We start from the raw sequence: 15,507 nt of genomic DNA, 5'->3' as shown, positions 1-15,507 counted from the left end.
ACAAAACGCAAAGAAAAACCGCGCCGAACGCGGCCTTTCCCCTCGGGATCATAAGGCGAACGCGTTCAGCGCGGTTTTGATTTGTTCGGGCGGCAGCGGTGCGTACAAGTCTTCCCAATCGTAGATCAACTGCAAATACGAACGGTAGACCAGAAAAGCGATCACTTTCGGTTCCAGCCGGAAACGTTCGCCCGAAGCTTCGTGCCGCCGCACCAATCGTTCGATATATTGGACGACGCCTTCCTCCAGAGCGCGGCGCATCTCCAGCACCCCGTGCCCGCCGGACAGACGCGCTTCCCGGTAGATGCCGACCAGCAGCCGATGGCGTTCGCGCAGCGCAATGACCGCGTCGAACGTCCGGTCGATATCCACCCGCAGCGGCTGCCCCGGCAGACAAGCTCGTGTGGACTCTTCCAGCAGATCATCGAGCACGTCTTCCACGATCGCCCTCAGCAGCGCTTCTTTATTTTCGAAACAATCATAGATCGAACTTTTGCTGACGTGCGCCGCTTTCGCCACGCTTTCGATCGTCGTGCCGCGGAATCCGAATCGCTCGAAACACAGCATCGCCCCGTCGAGAATCCGCCGTCTTTTGTTTTCCATATCCGCTCCCCCTCTGTTTCTTTGTACATAGGCGTTACGTTTCCATTATGCCGCTCGGTCGGAAGCCATGCCGTGAAAAAAAGCTCCCCGCGCATTCGAACCATTCGTTCGCGGGGGAGCTTGGGTGTCTCTGTTCGATCAGGATCGGAGGCGGTCCGTTAGACGGTAGCCGCGCCGATCTCGCGTTCTTCTTCGATGCCTTTCTCGATCCGTTTCTTGCTGAGCAGGAAGACCAGCAGAGCCAGCGCGATAAAGACGATTCCGAAGAGTCCCACATGCGCGAGCTGCGCCCAGAAGTAACCCCAGTCGTTGCCGAGCGAGACCGCTTCGCGCAGCGCGCGGATACCGTAAGTCGCCGGCAGATAAGGGTTGATCGCTTGGAAGAAGTCCGGCGTCAGCACTTTCGGGAACGTGCCCGCGCTGCCGCCGATCTGCGCCAGCAGGATCAGGAACGCGATGAATTGGCCGACCTTGCCGAGCGCCGCGAACAACAAGAACAGCAGCGACAAGAAGGTCAAGCTGATCACGAACGTGATCAGATAGAAATGCCAGAGGCTCTGAACCTGCAAACCGACGATGCCGATCAGTACCGCGTCGAGGATCGCCGATTGCAGCACCGCCATGAACAAGACGACGCTGAATTTGCTCAGGAACCAAGTCCAGCCGGAACGCGGCCGGATCTGCGGCGTCTTGAGCGGATAGACCGACGAGAACATGAGCGCGCCCGCGAACAGGGCGATCGTCATCATGTAAGGCGTCAGGCCTTCGCCGTACTCCGTCACTTCGTGCACGTCGGAGTGCGTCAATTCCGTCGGACGGGCGAACATGTCGTACGTCTTGTCGTCGGAATGCACGTCTCCGGCTTCTTTGACGCCGTCGGCAAGCGACGTGTACAGCTTGTTCGTGCCGTCTTTGAGATCGCCGATGCCGTTATCGAGCTTCACCGAGCCGTCCGCCAACTTGTCGGCTCCGTCTCTCAGCTCGCCGGTCGCGCCGCCGAGCTTGGTCAGCCCGCTGACCAATTGGCCGCCTCCGTCCTTCAGTTGGCCGAGGCCGCCGACCAGGCTCTGCGAGCCGCCTTGCAGCTTCTCCGCTCCGCTGACCAGGCTGGCCGAGCCGTCCTTCAGTTGGCCGGCTCCGCTGACCAGGCTCTGCGAGCCGCCTTGCAGCTTCTCCGCCCCGCTGACCAGGCTGGCCGAGCCGTCCTTCAATTGGCCGGCTCCGCCGACCAGAGTCGCGGCTCCTTCCGCCAGCTTCTTCGAACCCGCTTCGGCGTCGCCCAATTTGGACGACAGCGTGCCGAGGCCGCCGGTCAACTGCTTCTGTCCGTCCAGCAGATCGGACGAACCTTGAACGAGCTGCTGTTGGCCGGCCGCCAATTGGCCGACCGCCGATTGAATCTTCTTCGCGCCGTCGTTCAATTGGCCGACGCTGGAAGCCAACTGATCCAGTTGACCGAGCGACTGCTGCATTTGCGCGGCCGAATCGCCGCCAGCCGAGTTGGCGTCCGAAGAACCGGAAGAGGCCGCCGCCATCATCGACAGCAATTTCTGCTTGTCTTCGGCCGGAATCGTCGGGCTGGCTTGAATATAAGCCGCCATCGATTCCTGCTGCTCCTTGATCGCGGCCGCTTTCTGCTGAAGCTGCTGCTGCGCCGCGCTCAGTTGGCCCGCCGCCGCGGAAGCTTGTCCGCTAAGGCCTTGAACCGCTTGGTTCAGTTGGTCCATGCCTGCCGTAAACGGCGTCAGCTGCTCTTGAAGCTGCTGCAAACCGGCACTGGATTGGCCCAACCCTTGATTGAGCTGCTGCGCGCCGCTCTCCAGCTTCTGCGAACCGCCGGACAGCGTCTCGGCGCCGTTCTTAAGCTGCGACAAGCCCTGATCGAGCTGCTGCGCGCCGGTCTGCAAGCTGCCGGCGCCGCCGGCCAACGTGCCGAGGCCGCTGTCCAGTTTCTTGGCGCCGCCGGACAGCGTGCCGAGGCCGTCGTTCAGCTGCGACGCGCCGCCCGACAAGGCGCCGATACCGTCGTCGAGCTTCTTGGCTCCGCCGGACAACGTGCCGAGGCCGTCGTTCAATTGCGAAGCGCCGGATGCCGCGCTGACGATCCCGGTGCTGAGCTTGCCCGCGCCGTTCTTGAGATCGCCGACGCCTTCTTGGAAGCTCACGCTGTTTGCCGCCAGCCTCTTCAGATTGTCCGTCAGCGTCTTCGAGCCGTCGGCCAGATCCGAAGCGCCGTCATCCAATTTCTTGGCGCCGTCGTCGGCGTCTTTGAGACCGTCCACGAGTTTGGTGAGGCTCTTGAACACCGTCGAAGCGTATTCCTTGGTCACCTGTTCGGCGACCTCTTGTTCCACTTCCTTGATCGCCGATTTGGCGATCTGCGCCGACGAGTACCCCATGCCCGCGTTCGTGTAATACTTGAGGTTCATTTTCTTGGGGTCGGCGTTCAGCAGCGTCGACGCGTTTTCGGAGAAGTTCTCCGGCAGTTCGATCACCATGATGTAATCGCCGTCTCTCAGTCCGTCCATCGCTTTCTGCTTTTCGGACGCCACCCATTCGAACGAGTCGTTGTCCTTCAGACCGTCGACGAAATCCTTGCCTACGTCGAGTTTCTCGCCTTCGTAGGTCGCGCCTTTGTCTTCGTTCACGACGGCAACCGCCAAGCGGTCCGTATGACCGTAAGGGTCCCAATACGCCGAGAGGAAGAACAAGCCGTACAAGCCCGGGACCAGCAGCATCGCGATCACCGTCAGCATCGTCATCCGATGCTTCAAAATATTTTTCCATTCCGATTTTACCATCGCCGGGTTTTGCTCCTTTCCGTGTTTCCGTGATGCGCCCAGAATCGGTTGTTCGACTGAAACTGACCAAAAAAACATTTCGGTCATTCGGTACTGTGAGAAGTATATCACATCCGACATATAATACAACCGGTTTTTCATCATTTTTCAAAAGTTTTTCAAGCCGGTCTCCTTCTTTCTTTTTATCGTTTGCGCAAGCTTGCCGATGTAGAATGATTTTTACATTAATAAGCCTTTTTTCATTTTTTTGAACAGTTTCTACGAGGACTTCATATTCTCTTCTACTTTTCCTCTTGTTGGGGTGCTATAATTGCCCTGTATATCGAAAGTATGACCAAACGAGGTGAGTTGCGTTGAATCCCGAGACCGATCTGGACTTAAAATATCATGTGCTGACCGACCTTCTTCCGGGGATGCTGTCCAGCGAGACGCCCGCACAACTGCTGACGCACGTATTTGATTGCGTAAGCAAGTATTTTAGTCTGGATCTTCTATTGAATTATTGGGTCGAAGAACGGTTTCCTTACCGCCTTCAATTAATCCACCATCGCGGGGTAACCGAGGCCGAAGCCGAAGCGCTGCTCTCGCTCGATCAGGGACAGACGATCTGCGGCACGGTAATCAAGTCCAAAAGCCCTTATATTTGCGAACGCGTGCAGGAAACGACGGATTTCCACGGACGCATCCTGCGCCAGATGGGATTGCGGCGTTACGCTTGTTTCCCGATCGTGCTGCTCGACGAGAGCCGGCCTTTCGCGCTGGGTTTCGGCTCTCGGACAAGCGATACGTTCGAGCCGGCGGAATTGGAGACTTTGCACTTGATCGCTTCGCAGCTCGTGCACGCTTTCGAGCGGATCGGTCGCATTCAGAATCTCGAACGTCAGAACGCGGTGCTCGCCGAGACCAACCGTTTTTTGTCGTCTTCGGAGAACCGTTTCGCCACGATCTTCGCCGCCAGCCCCCATCCGATGCTGATCACGACGTTGGAAGGCCGCGAGATCATCGAAGCGAACGATGCTTTTCTGCTGCTGCTCGGCATCACGCGGCGCGATATGGAGATGCGCTACGGCGAATTGATTCGCGGCAACGAACTGATGCTTCAGATTCCCGAGCCGGAAGAAGATTCGTCCGTACCCGAAGGAATCAGCCGCGAGGTGACCTTCACCAACCATGCCGGCGAGCAGAAGGTGTGCATCCTGCGCACCGTACGCCTCGACTTTAACGGCGAACTGCTGCTGCTGACCATGATCAGCGATCTGACCGAACACAAGCAGTACGAACACGAACTCCAACGGTTGTCCCAACTGCATCTGGTCGGCGAAGTCGCCGCCGGCATCGGTCATGAGGTCCGCAATCCGATGACGACCGTGCGCGGCTTCCTTCAACTGATGCTGATGCAGGGCAAGAACACGCTGGAACCCGCTTATCTTCAAGTCATGATCGAAGAACTCGACCGGGCCAACCAGATCATTACCGAGTTCCTCTCCCTTGCCAAAGACCATATGGTTCAGCTCAAGCGCGAGAATCTGAATGATCTGATCCGCAAGATCAAACCGCTGATCGAAGCCGACGCTTCCGTCACCGGCAAGATGATCACGACCCATCTGACTCCGGTGGATTCGATCGAGATGGACAGCAAGCAGATCACCCAGTTGATCTTGAATTTCGTCCGCAACGCGCTCGAAGCGACCGACGATAACGGATGGATTCAGCTCAAGACCTATATGCAAGAAGACTGCGCCGTACTGGTCATCGAAGACAACGGTCCCGGCATCCCGCCCGACGTCGTCGAACAGATCTGGAAGCCGTTCTATACGACCAAAGAAAACGGATCGGGTCTCGGCCTTGCCGTCTGCTTCAGCATCGCCAACAAACACGGCGCCACGATCGACTTGTCCACGGGCAAAGAAGGCACCGCGTTCTATGTTCGTTTCAAGACGAGCTGATACTCATGCATGCACGAAGCTTCCGGCGGGACGCGAAAAAGCGCCCGGACGGAAGCTTTTTCCGTCTGGACGCCTCTAGGGGATGTCCTTCGACTTTTGTGCCCGCTGGGCCGATGCTATAATGAAAAGAAAAACGGAGGGTGCCGCATGAAAGCCAAACTGGAAGATGTCGCCCGGCTCGCCGGCGTCTCGCCGACCACGGTATCGCGCATGATGAACAATCGGGGCTACGTCAGCGAAGCGACCAAAATCAAAGTGCGCAGCGCGATGGAGGAACTGAATTATTTCCCGAACGATATCGCGCGTTCGCTGTTCAACAAACGCACCCGTTTAATCGGACTGATTCTTCCGACGACGGCCAACCCGTTTTTCGGAGAACTGACTTTTCATATCGAAAACCTTTGCGCCGCCCACGATCTTAAAGTTCTGCTGTGCAACAGCCTGAACCGGATCGATAAGGAAGAGCAGTATGCCGAAATGCTGATGCGCAATCAGGTGGACGGCATTATCGTCGGAACCCATAACCGAGGCATGCTCAATTATCGAAAATCCAATCTGGCCGTCGTGGCGATCGATCGCTATTTGTCCGATACGATTCCCGTCGTCGGCTCCGATAATTACGAAGGCGGAAGGCTGGCCACGCAGCGGTTGATTGACCGGGGCTGCCGCCGCATCCTGCATTTCAACGGCCCCGCCGAGCTGGAAACGCCGGCGCAGCTGCGCCGCAAAGCTTTCGAAGAGACGATGGAGCGCCGCGGCCTGCCGCATCGTACCTACGAAATCGAGCAGCCTTTGGATCGCGACGATCAGCTTGCGGTGATCCGGCGGGCTTTCGACGAACATCCGGACGCGGACGGCGTATTCGCGAGCAACGACATGATCGCCGCTTCGGTCATTTTCGAAGCGGGCCGCCGCGGCTTGTCCGTCCCGGGCGATCTGAAAGTAATCGGCTACGACGGCACCGGCGTCATCACTTCGGCCATGCCCCAGCTGACGACGATCCGTCAGCCGATTGAAGGAATCGCCCGCGCCGCGATCGAGGTGCTGCTGCGGGAGATCGACGGCGAATTCGATGCCGTCGACCGCCAGATCACGCTGCCGGTCGAGCTGTACGAAGGATCGACCGCCTAAGGCGGCCGGACAGTTCGATCGGAAGACTCGTCGCATCGGTATCGAAAGCGTCCGCCGAACCGACGATGCGCCCGGATAGCCCCGACCGACGGCTTCCGGACGCTTTTTTATATTCGCGACCGCGCCTTCGACCGAAGGCGTTTTTTATTTTTTCGACTTGCGCTTCATTTCTTGTGTCATCCGGTTGACATATGCAACCGGTTGACATACAATGCATTCAAGAAAGCACTTACACGAACGAAGGAGCGAACGCCATGTCCGGATCGAAAAGCCTGTATTGGAAGCTGAGTTTTTACTTTTTCTTCTTTTTCGTCTGTTGGTCTTCCAGCTACTCCCTGTTCTCCATATGGCTCGGACAGGAGATGAAGCTGACCGGATCGCAAACCGGCTTGATCTTCTCTGTAAACGCTATCTTCGCTCTGTGCGCGCAGCCGCTGTACGGCTTCATCTCGGACAAAATCGGCCTGCGGCGCAATATCCTGCTGTTTATCAGCCTGCTGCTCGTATTCACGGGACCGTTTTTCGTTTTCGTTTACGGGCCGCTGCTTCAAGTCAACGTATGGCTCGGAGCGATCGTCGGCGGAGCGTTTTTGAGCGTCGGATTTCTGGCCGGGGTCGGCGCGATCGAGACGTACGTGGAAAAAGTCAGCCGCAAATACGGATTCGAATACGGACGTTCGCGGATGTGGGGTTCGCTGGGCTGGGCGGCGGCGACCTTCTTCGCGGGACAGCTGTTCAACCTGAACCCGAATATCAACTTCTGGATCTCGTCCGTGTCGGCCGTCGTGCTCGTCGGCATCATTCTGTCGATACGCATCCCGGTAACGGAAGGCGAGCTGGAAAAAGCGGCTTCGGTCTCGATGAAAGACATCGGCAACTTGTTCAAGCTTCGTCCGTTCTGGTACTTCATGCTGTACGTGATCGGCGTATCCTGCGTGTACGGCGTATACGATCAGCAGTTTCCGATTTACTACTCGTCCCTGTTCCCGTCGCATGAGCTGGGCAATCAGGTTTACGGGTATCTGAACTCGTTTCAGGTCTTTCTGGAAGCCGGCATGATGTTCATGGCTCCGTTCATCGTCAACAAACTGGGCGCCAAACGATCGCTGATCTTCGCCGGCATGCTTATGGCGCTGCGCATCGTCGGCTCGGGACTCGTGTTCGAACCGATCGGCATTTCCGCGGTGAAACTGATCCACGCGCTGGAGCTTCCGATCATGCTGATCGCTATTTTCAAATATCTGGCGGCGCATTTCGATACCCGTCTGTCGTCGATCCTGTATCTGGTGGGCTTCCAGTTCGCCTCTCAGGTCGGCCAAGCCGTACTGTCGCCGATCGCGGGTTCTTTGTACGACGGAATCGGCTTCCGCCACACGTATCTGGTGATGGGCGCGCTGGTGCTGGTATTCACCCTGATTTCGATTTTCACCCTGTTCGACGACAAAAACCGCAAGCCTAAGATCGAAAGAAAACTGGAACCGCAGCAGTCGACCTAAAAATCCGTTTTGCCAAGGAGGAACATCCATGTCTACTCTTCATTCCATCCGGAACGCCGCCGAAGCGCTGAAACGCGCGAGCGAAAAAGTCGATCCCCGTTACCGTCCCGGTTACCATATCGCCGCCCCGGCCAACTGGATCAACGATCCGAACGGCATGGTGCAGTTTAACGGCGAATACCATGTTTTTTACCAGCATCATCCTTACGACGAACATTGGGGACCGATGCACTGGGGACATGTCAAAAGCAAAGATCTGGCGCATTGGGAGCACTGTCCGATCGCGCTGGCGCCCGGCGACGAATGCGACCGCGACGGCTGTTTTTCCGGAAGCGCGGTCGACGATAACGGCGTGCTGACGCTGATCTACACCGGACACCATTACACGCACGGCGAACACGAGAAAGATATTTTTACGCAGAATCAAAATATCGCGGTCAGTCGGGACGGCATTCGTTTCGACAAGCTCGGCGCCAACCCCGTAATCGCGGAGCCGCCGGCCGACAGCGCCCACCATTTCCGCGACCCGAAAGTCTGGAAGCACGGCGACACTTGGTATATGGTGCTCGGCAACGCGACGCCGGACGGCCGCGGACGCGTCATTCGCTACCATTCGCCGGATTTGCGCCGATGGACGTACGACGGCGTACTCGCCGAAAGCGACGGCACGCTCGGCTTCATGTGGGAATGCCCGGACTTTTTCGAGCTGGACGGCCGGCATGTGCTGCTGTTCTCGCCTCAGGGCATGGAACGTCAAGGCGATCGCTACATGAATCTGTTCCAGACCGGTTACCTGGTCGGCGATTACGATTACGAGACGAACGAGTTCCGGCATGGCGAATTCCGCGAAATGGATCACGGGCACGATTTCTATGCCGTCCAGACGCTGCTCGACGATCGGGGACGGCGGATCGCGATCGGTTGGATGGATATGTGGGAATCGGATATGCCGACCAAATCGCACGGTTGGGCCGGAGCGCTGACGCTGCCTCGCGTGCTGAATCTGGATAAGGACGGAAGGCTGCTGATGAATCCCGCCGAGGAAACGGAGCTGCTGCGCCTCGCACAATTCCCGCTGGGCGAAGCTTTCGCTTTGACCGATCGCCGCCGGGTTTCCTTGAAAGAATCGCTGCTGGAAATCCGCGTAGTTTTCGATCTGACCGGAAGCAGCGCGGAAAAAGTCGGATTGATCCTGCACGGTGGCTCTGCGGAGGAGACGGTGATTCTTTACGATATCGCGCAGGAAAAACTGACGCTGGACGCTTCGGCTTCCGGCAAGCCGCAGGACGGCATCCGTACGGCCCCGCTGCTTCGGAACGATCTGCTTACGCTGCGCGTCTTCGTGGATCGCTCTTCGGTCGAAGTATTCGCCAACGACGGGCTCGCGACGCTGACAAGCCGTATTTATCCGGCAGAGTCGCCTAGCGGCTTGGAATTGGTCGCCGTCGGCGGAGAAGCGGCCGTGAAAGAATGGAAGTATTGGAGCTTGAAAGACGTATGGAACGAGTCCGGCAAAGCGGAATCTGCCGAGCTTTGATGCCGTGCAACATCAAAAGCCGAGGATCGGTCGATCTTCGGTTTTTTGCTGCGTTTTGGGATTTAAAATTTCGATCCGGGTTTTGAATTTCGAAAATAAGGGTATAGGGCATTGATACTCGAAAATTTTCGAAACGTTTCGAATTTGACTCGAAAGGAGCCGTTTTATGAGAAAAACGAAGCTGGTCAGCTTATTTCTCGCCGTTTGCCTGCTTATCCCTATGCCTTGGTCGTCTTCCGTTTCCGCCCAGTCTACGGATTATAAACCTGCCGGATTCACTTCGGAATTGAAAGCGCTCTCCAAAAGCACGTACAAGTACTTCAAAGACTTTACCGATCCCGAGACGGGATTGACGTCCGACGAGGTCAGATTGAAAGGCAAAGATTGGGAGGAAGCCAAACGCACTTCTCCGACCAATATCTCCATGTATATGATGAGCACCGTATCCGCGCAGCAGATGAAGCTGATCACCAAAAAAGAAGCTCTGTCGCGTCTTCAAACCACGTTGGCTTCCTTGGAGAAAATGGACAAGTGGAACGGCCTGTTCTACAACTGGTACAACACCGAAGACGCTTCCGTCAAAAAAGACTGGGGCCAATTCATCTCCCAAGTCGATAACGGTTGGCTGTCCGCCGGCTTGATCGTGGTCGGTCAAGCTTATCCGGAACTGAACGCGCGCACGAGCAGCCTCGTCGACAAGATGGATTATTCGAAGCTCTACGATCCCGAAGTCGGCCAATTCCGCGGCGGTTACGACGTTGCCAAAGGCGCGCTGACCGAACATCATTACGGAACGTTCTATACCGAACCTCGCGTAGCGAGCTATATCGCGATCGGCAAAGGCGACGTCCCTCAGGATCACTGGTGGAAAATGTACCGCACGATGCCGAAAGAATGGGATTGGCAGTCGCAGATTCCGGAAGGCGCGACCGTCAATTACGACGGCGTGGACGTCTTCGAAGGCCATTATACGTATCAAGGCACGAAGTTCGTCCCGACATGGGGCGGCAGCATGTTCGAAGCGCTGATGCCGGGCATGGTCTTGAAAGAAAAAGAACTGGGCACCCGGGCGCTGGGACTCAATAATCAGCATTATGCCGAGCTTCAGATCGCTTACGCCAAAGAAAAAGGCTATCCCGCATGGGGCTTCTCGCCGTCCGCCACTCCGACCGGATACAGCGAATTCGCCGCGACGCCTCTGGGCATCTCCGGTTATAAAGACAGCTCGACCGTAACCGCGCACGCGACTTTCTTGGCGCTGGATTATACGCCGAAAGAAGCGCGCGAGAACATCAAAGCGCTCAAAAAGCTGGATTTGATGGGCAAATACGGCCTGTACGACTCCGTGAATTTGGATACCAAAGAAGTCGCCAAAGCTTACCTGGCCCTCGACCAAGGCATGATCATGGTCTCGATCGCCAACTACGTCGAAGACGATCTGATCCGCGACTACTTCCACTCCGACCCGATCGGCCAGAAACCGGAAGAACTGCTGCGAAAAGAAGTGTTCTCGATCGAGTAAACAAATCGATCATCACGGAACCCGGCATGTTCTCCCCTCGCTTCAAAAACAAAAGAAAGCCGCCCTTTTCCCGGCGGCTTTTTTCTTGTTGCAAGGCCCTATACTTAGGGCGATCAAAAGGCGGGGAAGTTTCAGTGGAGGAACGGAGTGTTCGCCTTTGTAATCGGGAAGCCTCCATCTTAACCTCATCCAGCTTCCCGATTACAACAAGCGACCGTAACGAAACTTTCACGCCTCTCCCGCCCTCCACACGTATAGGAACTTTCAGCAATCAAAAAAGCCGCCGGGAACTCCCAGCGGCTTTCTCTCACCCAATCCATCCCCACATAAAACCGTCCCGATCCCAAGCGATCCGCCCTTTATGTAACTTGCGGAACTCCTTCTTCACTTCTTTCTCCAACGAAGCGTTGCCGTTCTCGTTGACGAAAATAAAGGATTCCCCGAAATGCTCGCGCACGTGGGCGATCGCTTCTTCTTGTCTCAGGATGCCGCGGAAACGAATCTCTTCGACCATCCATTCGGCTACCTGCTTGGCGGTGTTTTCCGCCTTGTTTTCCTCGCTCATGCGAATCCTCCTGCTTACCTTTTCCTACTAGTATAACCGATTACTTCAGGATCTCGATGTTCGGCATAAACGGAAGAGGCTGCATTTTGCCGTTGACCGCGTTCATGATGCCGAAGATCAAGTAGACGAAAGACGCGAGTCCGAAGATCGGCAGCAGAATCCAACCGATGATCGGAATAAAGCCCAAAACGATGTTGCCCGCGATGATCGCAAGCAGAAGCAGCAGTCCTTGGTTGGCGTGATACATGGCGAAACGCGAATCGCGAGCGGCCAGCAGCGGCAGGAAAAACAGGATGTAAGCGACGGCGGCGATCGTTTTGTTCTGCTCGGCATCCTGCGGGTCGGACTGCCGGTTGTACGGGTTTTGTTCTTGCATGTTCATCTTCCCCTTTCGTTTTGGAATAGCTTGGAAGCAGCTTGATATTCTGCCTTCTTCAACTATTTTAGCGGATATACGTCCAGAAAATGGCGCGGTTTCGTCAGAAGAAAATTATTTTTTTGTTTAGGCACTTGATTTTTTTCAGCACGTATTTTATATTTACTGATGTGTCAATCATTGACCCGTCAATCATCGAGGAGAAAGGAGACGCTGCGTATGTGTTCGGTCACGCCCGAAGCTTGCATTTTGGAAAAGATCCAACTGCTTAACAATCGTGTCGGTGCCGCATTTTCGGGCTGCGTCGGTACCAGCGCATCGCGGTTTCGGCTGCTGCAAGAACTGTTTGCCGCGGAAGAAATCGGTCAGAGCGCGCTGCAGAAAACGCTCGGCATCGACAGCGCTGCGGTTACCCGCCACCTCAAGCAGCTTGAGGTGCAGGGATTTGTCACCAGACGGAATGACCCAAGCGACAATCGGATTACGCTCGTTCAGCTTACCGAAGCCGGACGCGCCCATATTGCCAGCTTCGTCGAAGAGAAGTCCCGCCTGATCGAAGGCCTGCTCGACGGTTTCGATGCCGAAGAGCGCCTGAAGCTCGCGGATATGCTCGATCGGATGCACCGCAACGCCGAGCACCTGTAGCGAACGGCGGGCAGCGGCTTCGCGCCGTCTGCCGACGTTCGTTTCTCCCCGTCATGTTTTTCTAAATTAGCGAAAATCAAAGGAGATGTTCTTAATGAGCACCGTACAACAAGTTCAAGATTTCTTGGAAGTCATCAAAAGCCGCCGTTCCGTCCGTTATTACGATCCGTCGGTGAAGATCAGCCGCGAAGAAATGACGCAAATGCTTGAGGAAGCCACGCTGGCACCGTCTTCGGTGAACATGCAGCCTTGGCGTTTCGTCGTGATCGAGAGCGAAGAAGCCAAAGCCAAACTGCTTCCGCTGGCGAAATTCAACGGTCACCAAGTCGAGACTTCCGCTGCGGTCGTAGCGGTATTCGGCGATCTGAACTTCACGGAATTCGCGGACGAAATCTTCAGCAAAGCCGTTGAACTCGGCTACATGCCGCAGGACATCAAAGACCAACAGCTCGCGAGCTACCTGCCGCTGCTGAACGGCATGCCGACCGAAATGAAACGCGATTCCGTCCTGATCGACGCAGGTCTGGTCTCGATGCAGTTCATGCTGGTCGCTCGCGCGCACGGCTACGATACCAACCCGATCGGCGGCTACGAGAAAGACAAAGTCGCCGAAGCGTTCGGCATCGATCCGGAGCGCCACGTACCGGTTATGCTGATCTCGATCGGCAAAGCCGCTAAACCGGGACATTCGTCCGCCCGTCTGGACGTAGCCCGCACGACCGAATGGCGTTAAGATTCATCTAACCCATCCAACAAGGAGGAATATCACATGATTATCGTTCATGCTACTTTTCACGTTAACCCGGCCAAAGAAGCCGAATTTCTCGAGAACATGAAGCCGCTGATCGCGGCATCGCAAGCCGAAGAAGGCAACGTCGCTTACGATCTGCACAAAGCGGTAGGCCGCGAGAACGTCTACACGATGGTGGAAATCTGGCGCGACCAAGCAGCCGTCGGTCTGCATAACGCCAGCGAACATTTCACTTCGTTCGCGGCGGGAGCCAAAGCTTATCTGGCCGCTCCGCTCGACGTGAAAGCTTTCGACGGACAACCGTTGTCTTAATCGTATCGAAGAGCTGCATGTTCCATACAAAAAAAGCCCTCCCGACCGGAATCCGGTCGAAGAGGGCTTTTCTTTTTGCCGATCGCTCGAACGCGGCGGCTTAGTAGTAACGGCGTTGTTCGCCGCTGCCCGTGATCGTGCGTTGTCCGTGGAAAGCGTTGATCACCAGCGCGATGCCGCTGATCAAGTGCAGCGCCCAGCCGAGGAACGGAATCCAAGCCAGCGCCGAGGTGATGATACCCAGAATCGGACCGTACATCGGCGCGCGATCCCGAACGACGAACACCAACGTTACGACATGCAGCAGGAACATAAAGCCGAGCACTCCGTACCCTGTAGCCAGTACGACCGTTCCTCCCAGAATCGGGATGGCAAGCAGCAGTTCGCAGATGCCGGCCACCAGCAGCAATATTCTCGATATACTCATTATTCTTCTCTCCTGTTCGCGATAAAATGTTTGGAACCAACGTTGTTTCGCATGTCTTCCTTTACGCGGCCCGTTTCGATTCGTTTCTTTTTTTCGCAAAGATCAGTCTCGGGACCGAGATCCCTCGTTCGCATGTCGCAAGGAAATCCCCGTCTCAAGAACGTTTAATCCAAATAGCGGCGCGCCCCGGCGAACTCGTTCGCGTAACCTTTCGTCGCCGTCGGGATGATCTCGACCGTTCTGCCGGCTTTCGGCGAATGGATCATCTTGCCGTCTCCGATATACATCGCGACGTGGTGAACGCTGCCTTTGCCGTCGTTATGCGCGTAGAACAGAAGGTCGCCGGGCTGCAAGTCGGCCTTTGCTACCGATTTACCCGCGCGGAACTGGTCCGAAGCATCGCGCGGAAGGCGAATCCCGTAATAGCGATAGATCGCGCCGGTGAAACCGGAACAGTCGAATCCGTACGCCGACGTGCCCGCCCACAGATACTTCAAGCCTAGGAACGTACGTCCCGTATCGACCAACTGCTTGCCGGTGGGCTGCGCCTCTTTCGCTCCGGCCGCCGTTACCTTGACGTCTTCGGCCCGCATCTTCGCCGTGCCGTACTGCGGCGCGCGTACTTCTACCCATTCGCCTCGCTGCGCCGCGACCGGCAGACGCGTACCGAAGCTCAATTCCAGCAGCTTCGCGCTGCCGTCCGTTTTGTAGAGCGCCGCCGTTTTCGCGCCGACGACCGCTTCCGGAGCGCTTCCGTCCCAATCGGCAGCCGGTACTGTCCGAAGCTGCGCCGTCGGCAGCCAGCCCGGATAGCCGTAGCGGCTTTTGGACGTCGCCTGGTCGGTAACCACGACCTGCGACCAAGCTCCGCGAGTCTGCACGATCTTGACTTCCTGTCCGTAAAGCGCCTGCGTTTCGGTCTTGCCCGTCAACCAGCGGCGTTTCGCCGTCGTGTTCATCGCCGCCGTCCAAGCCGTCATATCGACCGGCGACGCCAACGAAGACGCGTCGATCGAACGGGCCAGTCCCGGCGTTTTCCATAACGTCGCGACCGATACGCCGACCACCGTTTTGGTCTTCGGAGCAGCGGCGGAAGCCGTCTCCGTTTCGCCGAACGTCAGTACGGGCAGAAGCAGCAGCAGAGACAGTAGGGACAGAGATAACTTTTTGCCGATGTTCATGAACGTGTAAGCCCTCGTTTCTTTGAAGATGATCAGTATGCATAGAATCCGACATGGGTTGCTCCCAGTTTACCAGATAAGCTTCGGAAAAAGAGGCTGGGAAAGCAAAAAAGCCCCGGAATTTCCCGGGGTTATATCTTAACCAAACTTAATCAGAGGTTATGTTGGACTAAAACGCGCACGCTTTAAGCGCGATTTAGTCCAACATAACGTT

General features: G+C 56.3%; 14 protein-coding genes. 8 read left to right on the top strand and 6 right to left on the bottom strand.

Features of this window, described 5'->3' with window-relative positions; translation table 11 throughout:
• Window positions 1-48: 48 nt before the first annotated feature.
• Window positions 49-603, bottom strand: a complete 555-nt coding sequence (locus CDO73_RS08235; RefSeq protein ID WP_088488046.1) for a TetR/AcrR family transcriptional regulator — start codon at window positions 601-603, stop codon at window positions 49-51.
• Between the two features lie 158 nt (window positions 604-761).
• Window positions 762-3,404, bottom strand: a complete 2,643-nt coding sequence (locus CDO73_RS08230) for a YhgE/Pip domain-containing protein (RefSeq protein ID WP_179218621.1) — start codon at window positions 3,402-3,404, stop codon at window positions 762-764.
• Window positions 3,405-3,757: 353 nt separating this feature from the next.
• Between CDO73_RS08230 and CDO73_RS08225 the strand changes: the two genes are divergently transcribed.
• The 5 genes from CDO73_RS08225 to CDO73_RS08205 all read left to right on the top strand — a co-directional run bounded on the left by CDO73_RS08225 (window position 3,758) and on the right by CDO73_RS08205 (window position 11,036).
• A complete protein-coding gene (locus CDO73_RS08225) occupies window positions 3,758-5,350 on the top strand; it encodes an ATP-binding protein (protein WP_088488044.1) in 1,593 nt (530 codons plus the stop codon).
• A gap of 147 nt (window positions 5,351-5,497) precedes the next feature.
• Entirely contained in the window at window positions 5,498-6,481 is a 984-nt protein-coding gene (locus tag CDO73_RS08220) for a LacI family DNA-binding transcriptional regulator (RefSeq protein ID WP_088488043.1), read from the top strand.
• A 254-nt stretch (window positions 6,482-6,735) separates the two neighbouring features.
• The gene (locus tag CDO73_RS08215; RefSeq protein WP_088488042.1) at window positions 6,736-7,977 is read left to right on the top strand and encodes an MFS transporter; all 1,242 of its coding nucleotides are present in this window, start codon (window positions 6,736-6,738) and stop codon (window positions 7,975-7,977) included.
• A gap of 28 nt (window positions 7,978-8,005) precedes the next feature.
• Complete coding sequence (locus CDO73_RS08210) at window positions 8,006-9,514, top strand: glycoside hydrolase family 32 protein (RefSeq protein ID WP_088488041.1); 1,509 nt, start codon at window positions 8,006-8,008, stop codon at window positions 9,512-9,514.
• Window positions 9,515-9,680: 166 nt separating this feature from the next.
• Window positions 9,681-11,036, top strand: coding sequence for a glucoamylase family protein (locus tag CDO73_RS08205; RefSeq protein ID WP_088488040.1), 1,356 nt, complete (start codon window positions 9,681-9,683; stop codon window positions 11,034-11,036).
• Between the two features lie 307 nt (window positions 11,037-11,343).
• Here the strand turns inward: CDO73_RS08205 and CDO73_RS08200 are convergent, their stop codons facing one another.
• Both CDO73_RS08200 and CDO73_RS08195 read right to left on the bottom strand, forming a co-directional pair.
• Entirely contained in the window at window positions 11,344-11,601 is a 258-nt protein-coding gene (locus CDO73_RS08200; RefSeq protein ID WP_088488039.1) for a DUF6953 family protein, read from the bottom strand.
• A gap of 40 nt (window positions 11,602-11,641) precedes the next feature.
• Window positions 11,642-11,977 (bottom strand): DUF4870 domain-containing protein, encoded by a 336-nt coding sequence (locus CDO73_RS08195; RefSeq protein ID WP_088488038.1) that lies wholly within the window; start codon window positions 11,975-11,977, stop codon window positions 11,642-11,644.
• Window positions 11,978-12,196: 219 nt separating this feature from the next.
• On the opposite strand from CDO73_RS08195, the gene CDO73_RS08190 reads away from it, so the two are divergent.
• The 3 genes from CDO73_RS08190 (at window position 12,197) to CDO73_RS08180 (ending at window position 13,685) form a co-directional block, all read left to right on the top strand.
• Window positions 12,197-12,622, top strand: a complete 426-nt coding sequence (locus CDO73_RS08190; RefSeq protein ID WP_088488037.1) for a MarR family winged helix-turn-helix transcriptional regulator — start codon at window positions 12,197-12,199, stop codon at window positions 12,620-12,622.
• A gap of 94 nt (window positions 12,623-12,716) precedes the next feature.
• On the top strand, window positions 12,717-13,355 hold the full coding sequence (locus CDO73_RS08185; protein WP_088488036.1) for a nitroreductase family protein: 639 nt from the start codon (window positions 12,717-12,719) through the stop codon (window positions 13,353-13,355).
• 36 nt (window positions 13,356-13,391) lie between these two features.
• Window positions 13,392-13,685 carry a putative quinol monooxygenase gene (locus CDO73_RS08180; RefSeq protein WP_088488035.1) on the top strand — a complete coding sequence of 98 codons (294 nt, stop codon included), beginning with the start codon at window positions 13,392-13,394 and terminating at the stop codon, window positions 13,683-13,685.
• A gap of 100 nt (window positions 13,686-13,785) precedes the next feature.
• On the opposite strand, the gene CDO73_RS08175 is transcribed toward CDO73_RS08180, so the two are convergent.
• Both CDO73_RS08175 and CDO73_RS08170 read right to left on the bottom strand, forming a co-directional pair.
• A complete protein-coding gene (locus tag CDO73_RS08175; protein ID WP_088488034.1) occupies window positions 13,786-14,112 on the bottom strand; it encodes a hypothetical protein in 327 nt (108 codons plus the stop codon).
• Between the two features lie 164 nt (window positions 14,113-14,276).
• On the bottom strand, window positions 14,277-15,293 hold the full coding sequence (locus tag CDO73_RS08170; protein ID WP_088488033.1) for a C40 family peptidase: 1,017 nt from the start codon (window positions 15,291-15,293) through the stop codon (window positions 14,277-14,279).
• Window positions 15,294-15,507: the final 214 nt, after the last annotated feature.

Source organism: Saccharibacillus sp. O23 (genome assembly GCF_002205895.1).
Taxonomy (GTDB): Bacteria; Bacillota; Bacilli; order Paenibacillales; family Paenibacillaceae; genus Saccharibacillus.
This window is presented reverse-complemented; position numbering and strand designations above follow the sequence as displayed.

Bases quoted from the DNA above. Each gene is read 5' to 3' on its own strand.
- CDO73_RS08170 (WP_088488033.1), bottom strand. From the start codon at position 15,293: ATGAACATCGGCAAAAAGTTATCTCTGTCCCTACTGTCTCTGCTGCTG.
- CDO73_RS08230 (WP_179218621.1), bottom strand. From the start codon at position 3,404: ATGGTAAAATCGGAATGGAAAAATATTTTGAAGCATCGGATGACGATG.
- CDO73_RS08185 (WP_088488036.1), top strand. From the start codon at position 12,717: ATGAGCACCGTACAACAAGTTCAAGATTTCTTGGAAGTCATCAAAAGC.
- CDO73_RS08205 (WP_088488040.1), top strand. From the start codon at position 9,681: ATGAGAAAAACGAAGCTGGTCAGCTTATTTCTCGCCGTTTGCCTGCTT.
- CDO73_RS08195 (WP_088488038.1), bottom strand. From the start codon at position 11,977: ATGCAAGAACAAAACCCGTACAACCGGCAGTCCGACCCGCAGGATGCC.
- CDO73_RS08210 (WP_088488041.1), top strand. From the start codon at position 8,006: ATGTCTACTCTTCATTCCATCCGGAACGCCGCCGAAGCGCTGAAACGC.
- CDO73_RS08200 (WP_088488039.1), bottom strand. From the start codon at position 11,601: ATGAGCGAGGAAAACAAGGCGGAAAACACCGCCAAGCAGGTAGCCGAA.
- CDO73_RS08180 (WP_088488035.1), top strand. From the start codon at position 13,392: ATGATTATCGTTCATGCTACTTTTCACGTTAACCCGGCCAAAGAAGCC.
- CDO73_RS08175 (WP_088488034.1), bottom strand. From the start codon at position 14,112: ATGAGTATATCGAGAATATTGCTGCTGGTGGCCGGCATCTGCGAACTG.
- CDO73_RS08215 (WP_088488042.1), top strand. From the start codon at position 6,736: ATGTCCGGATCGAAAAGCCTGTATTGGAAGCTGAGTTTTTACTTTTTC.
- CDO73_RS08220 (WP_088488043.1), top strand. From the start codon at position 5,498: ATGAAAGCCAAACTGGAAGATGTCGCCCGGCTCGCCGGCGTCTCGCCG.
- CDO73_RS08235 (WP_088488046.1), bottom strand. From the start codon at position 603: ATGGAAAACAAAAGACGGCGGATTCTCGACGGGGCGATGCTGTGTTTC.
- CDO73_RS08190 (WP_088488037.1), top strand. From the start codon at position 12,197: ATGTGTTCGGTCACGCCCGAAGCTTGCATTTTGGAAAAGATCCAACTG.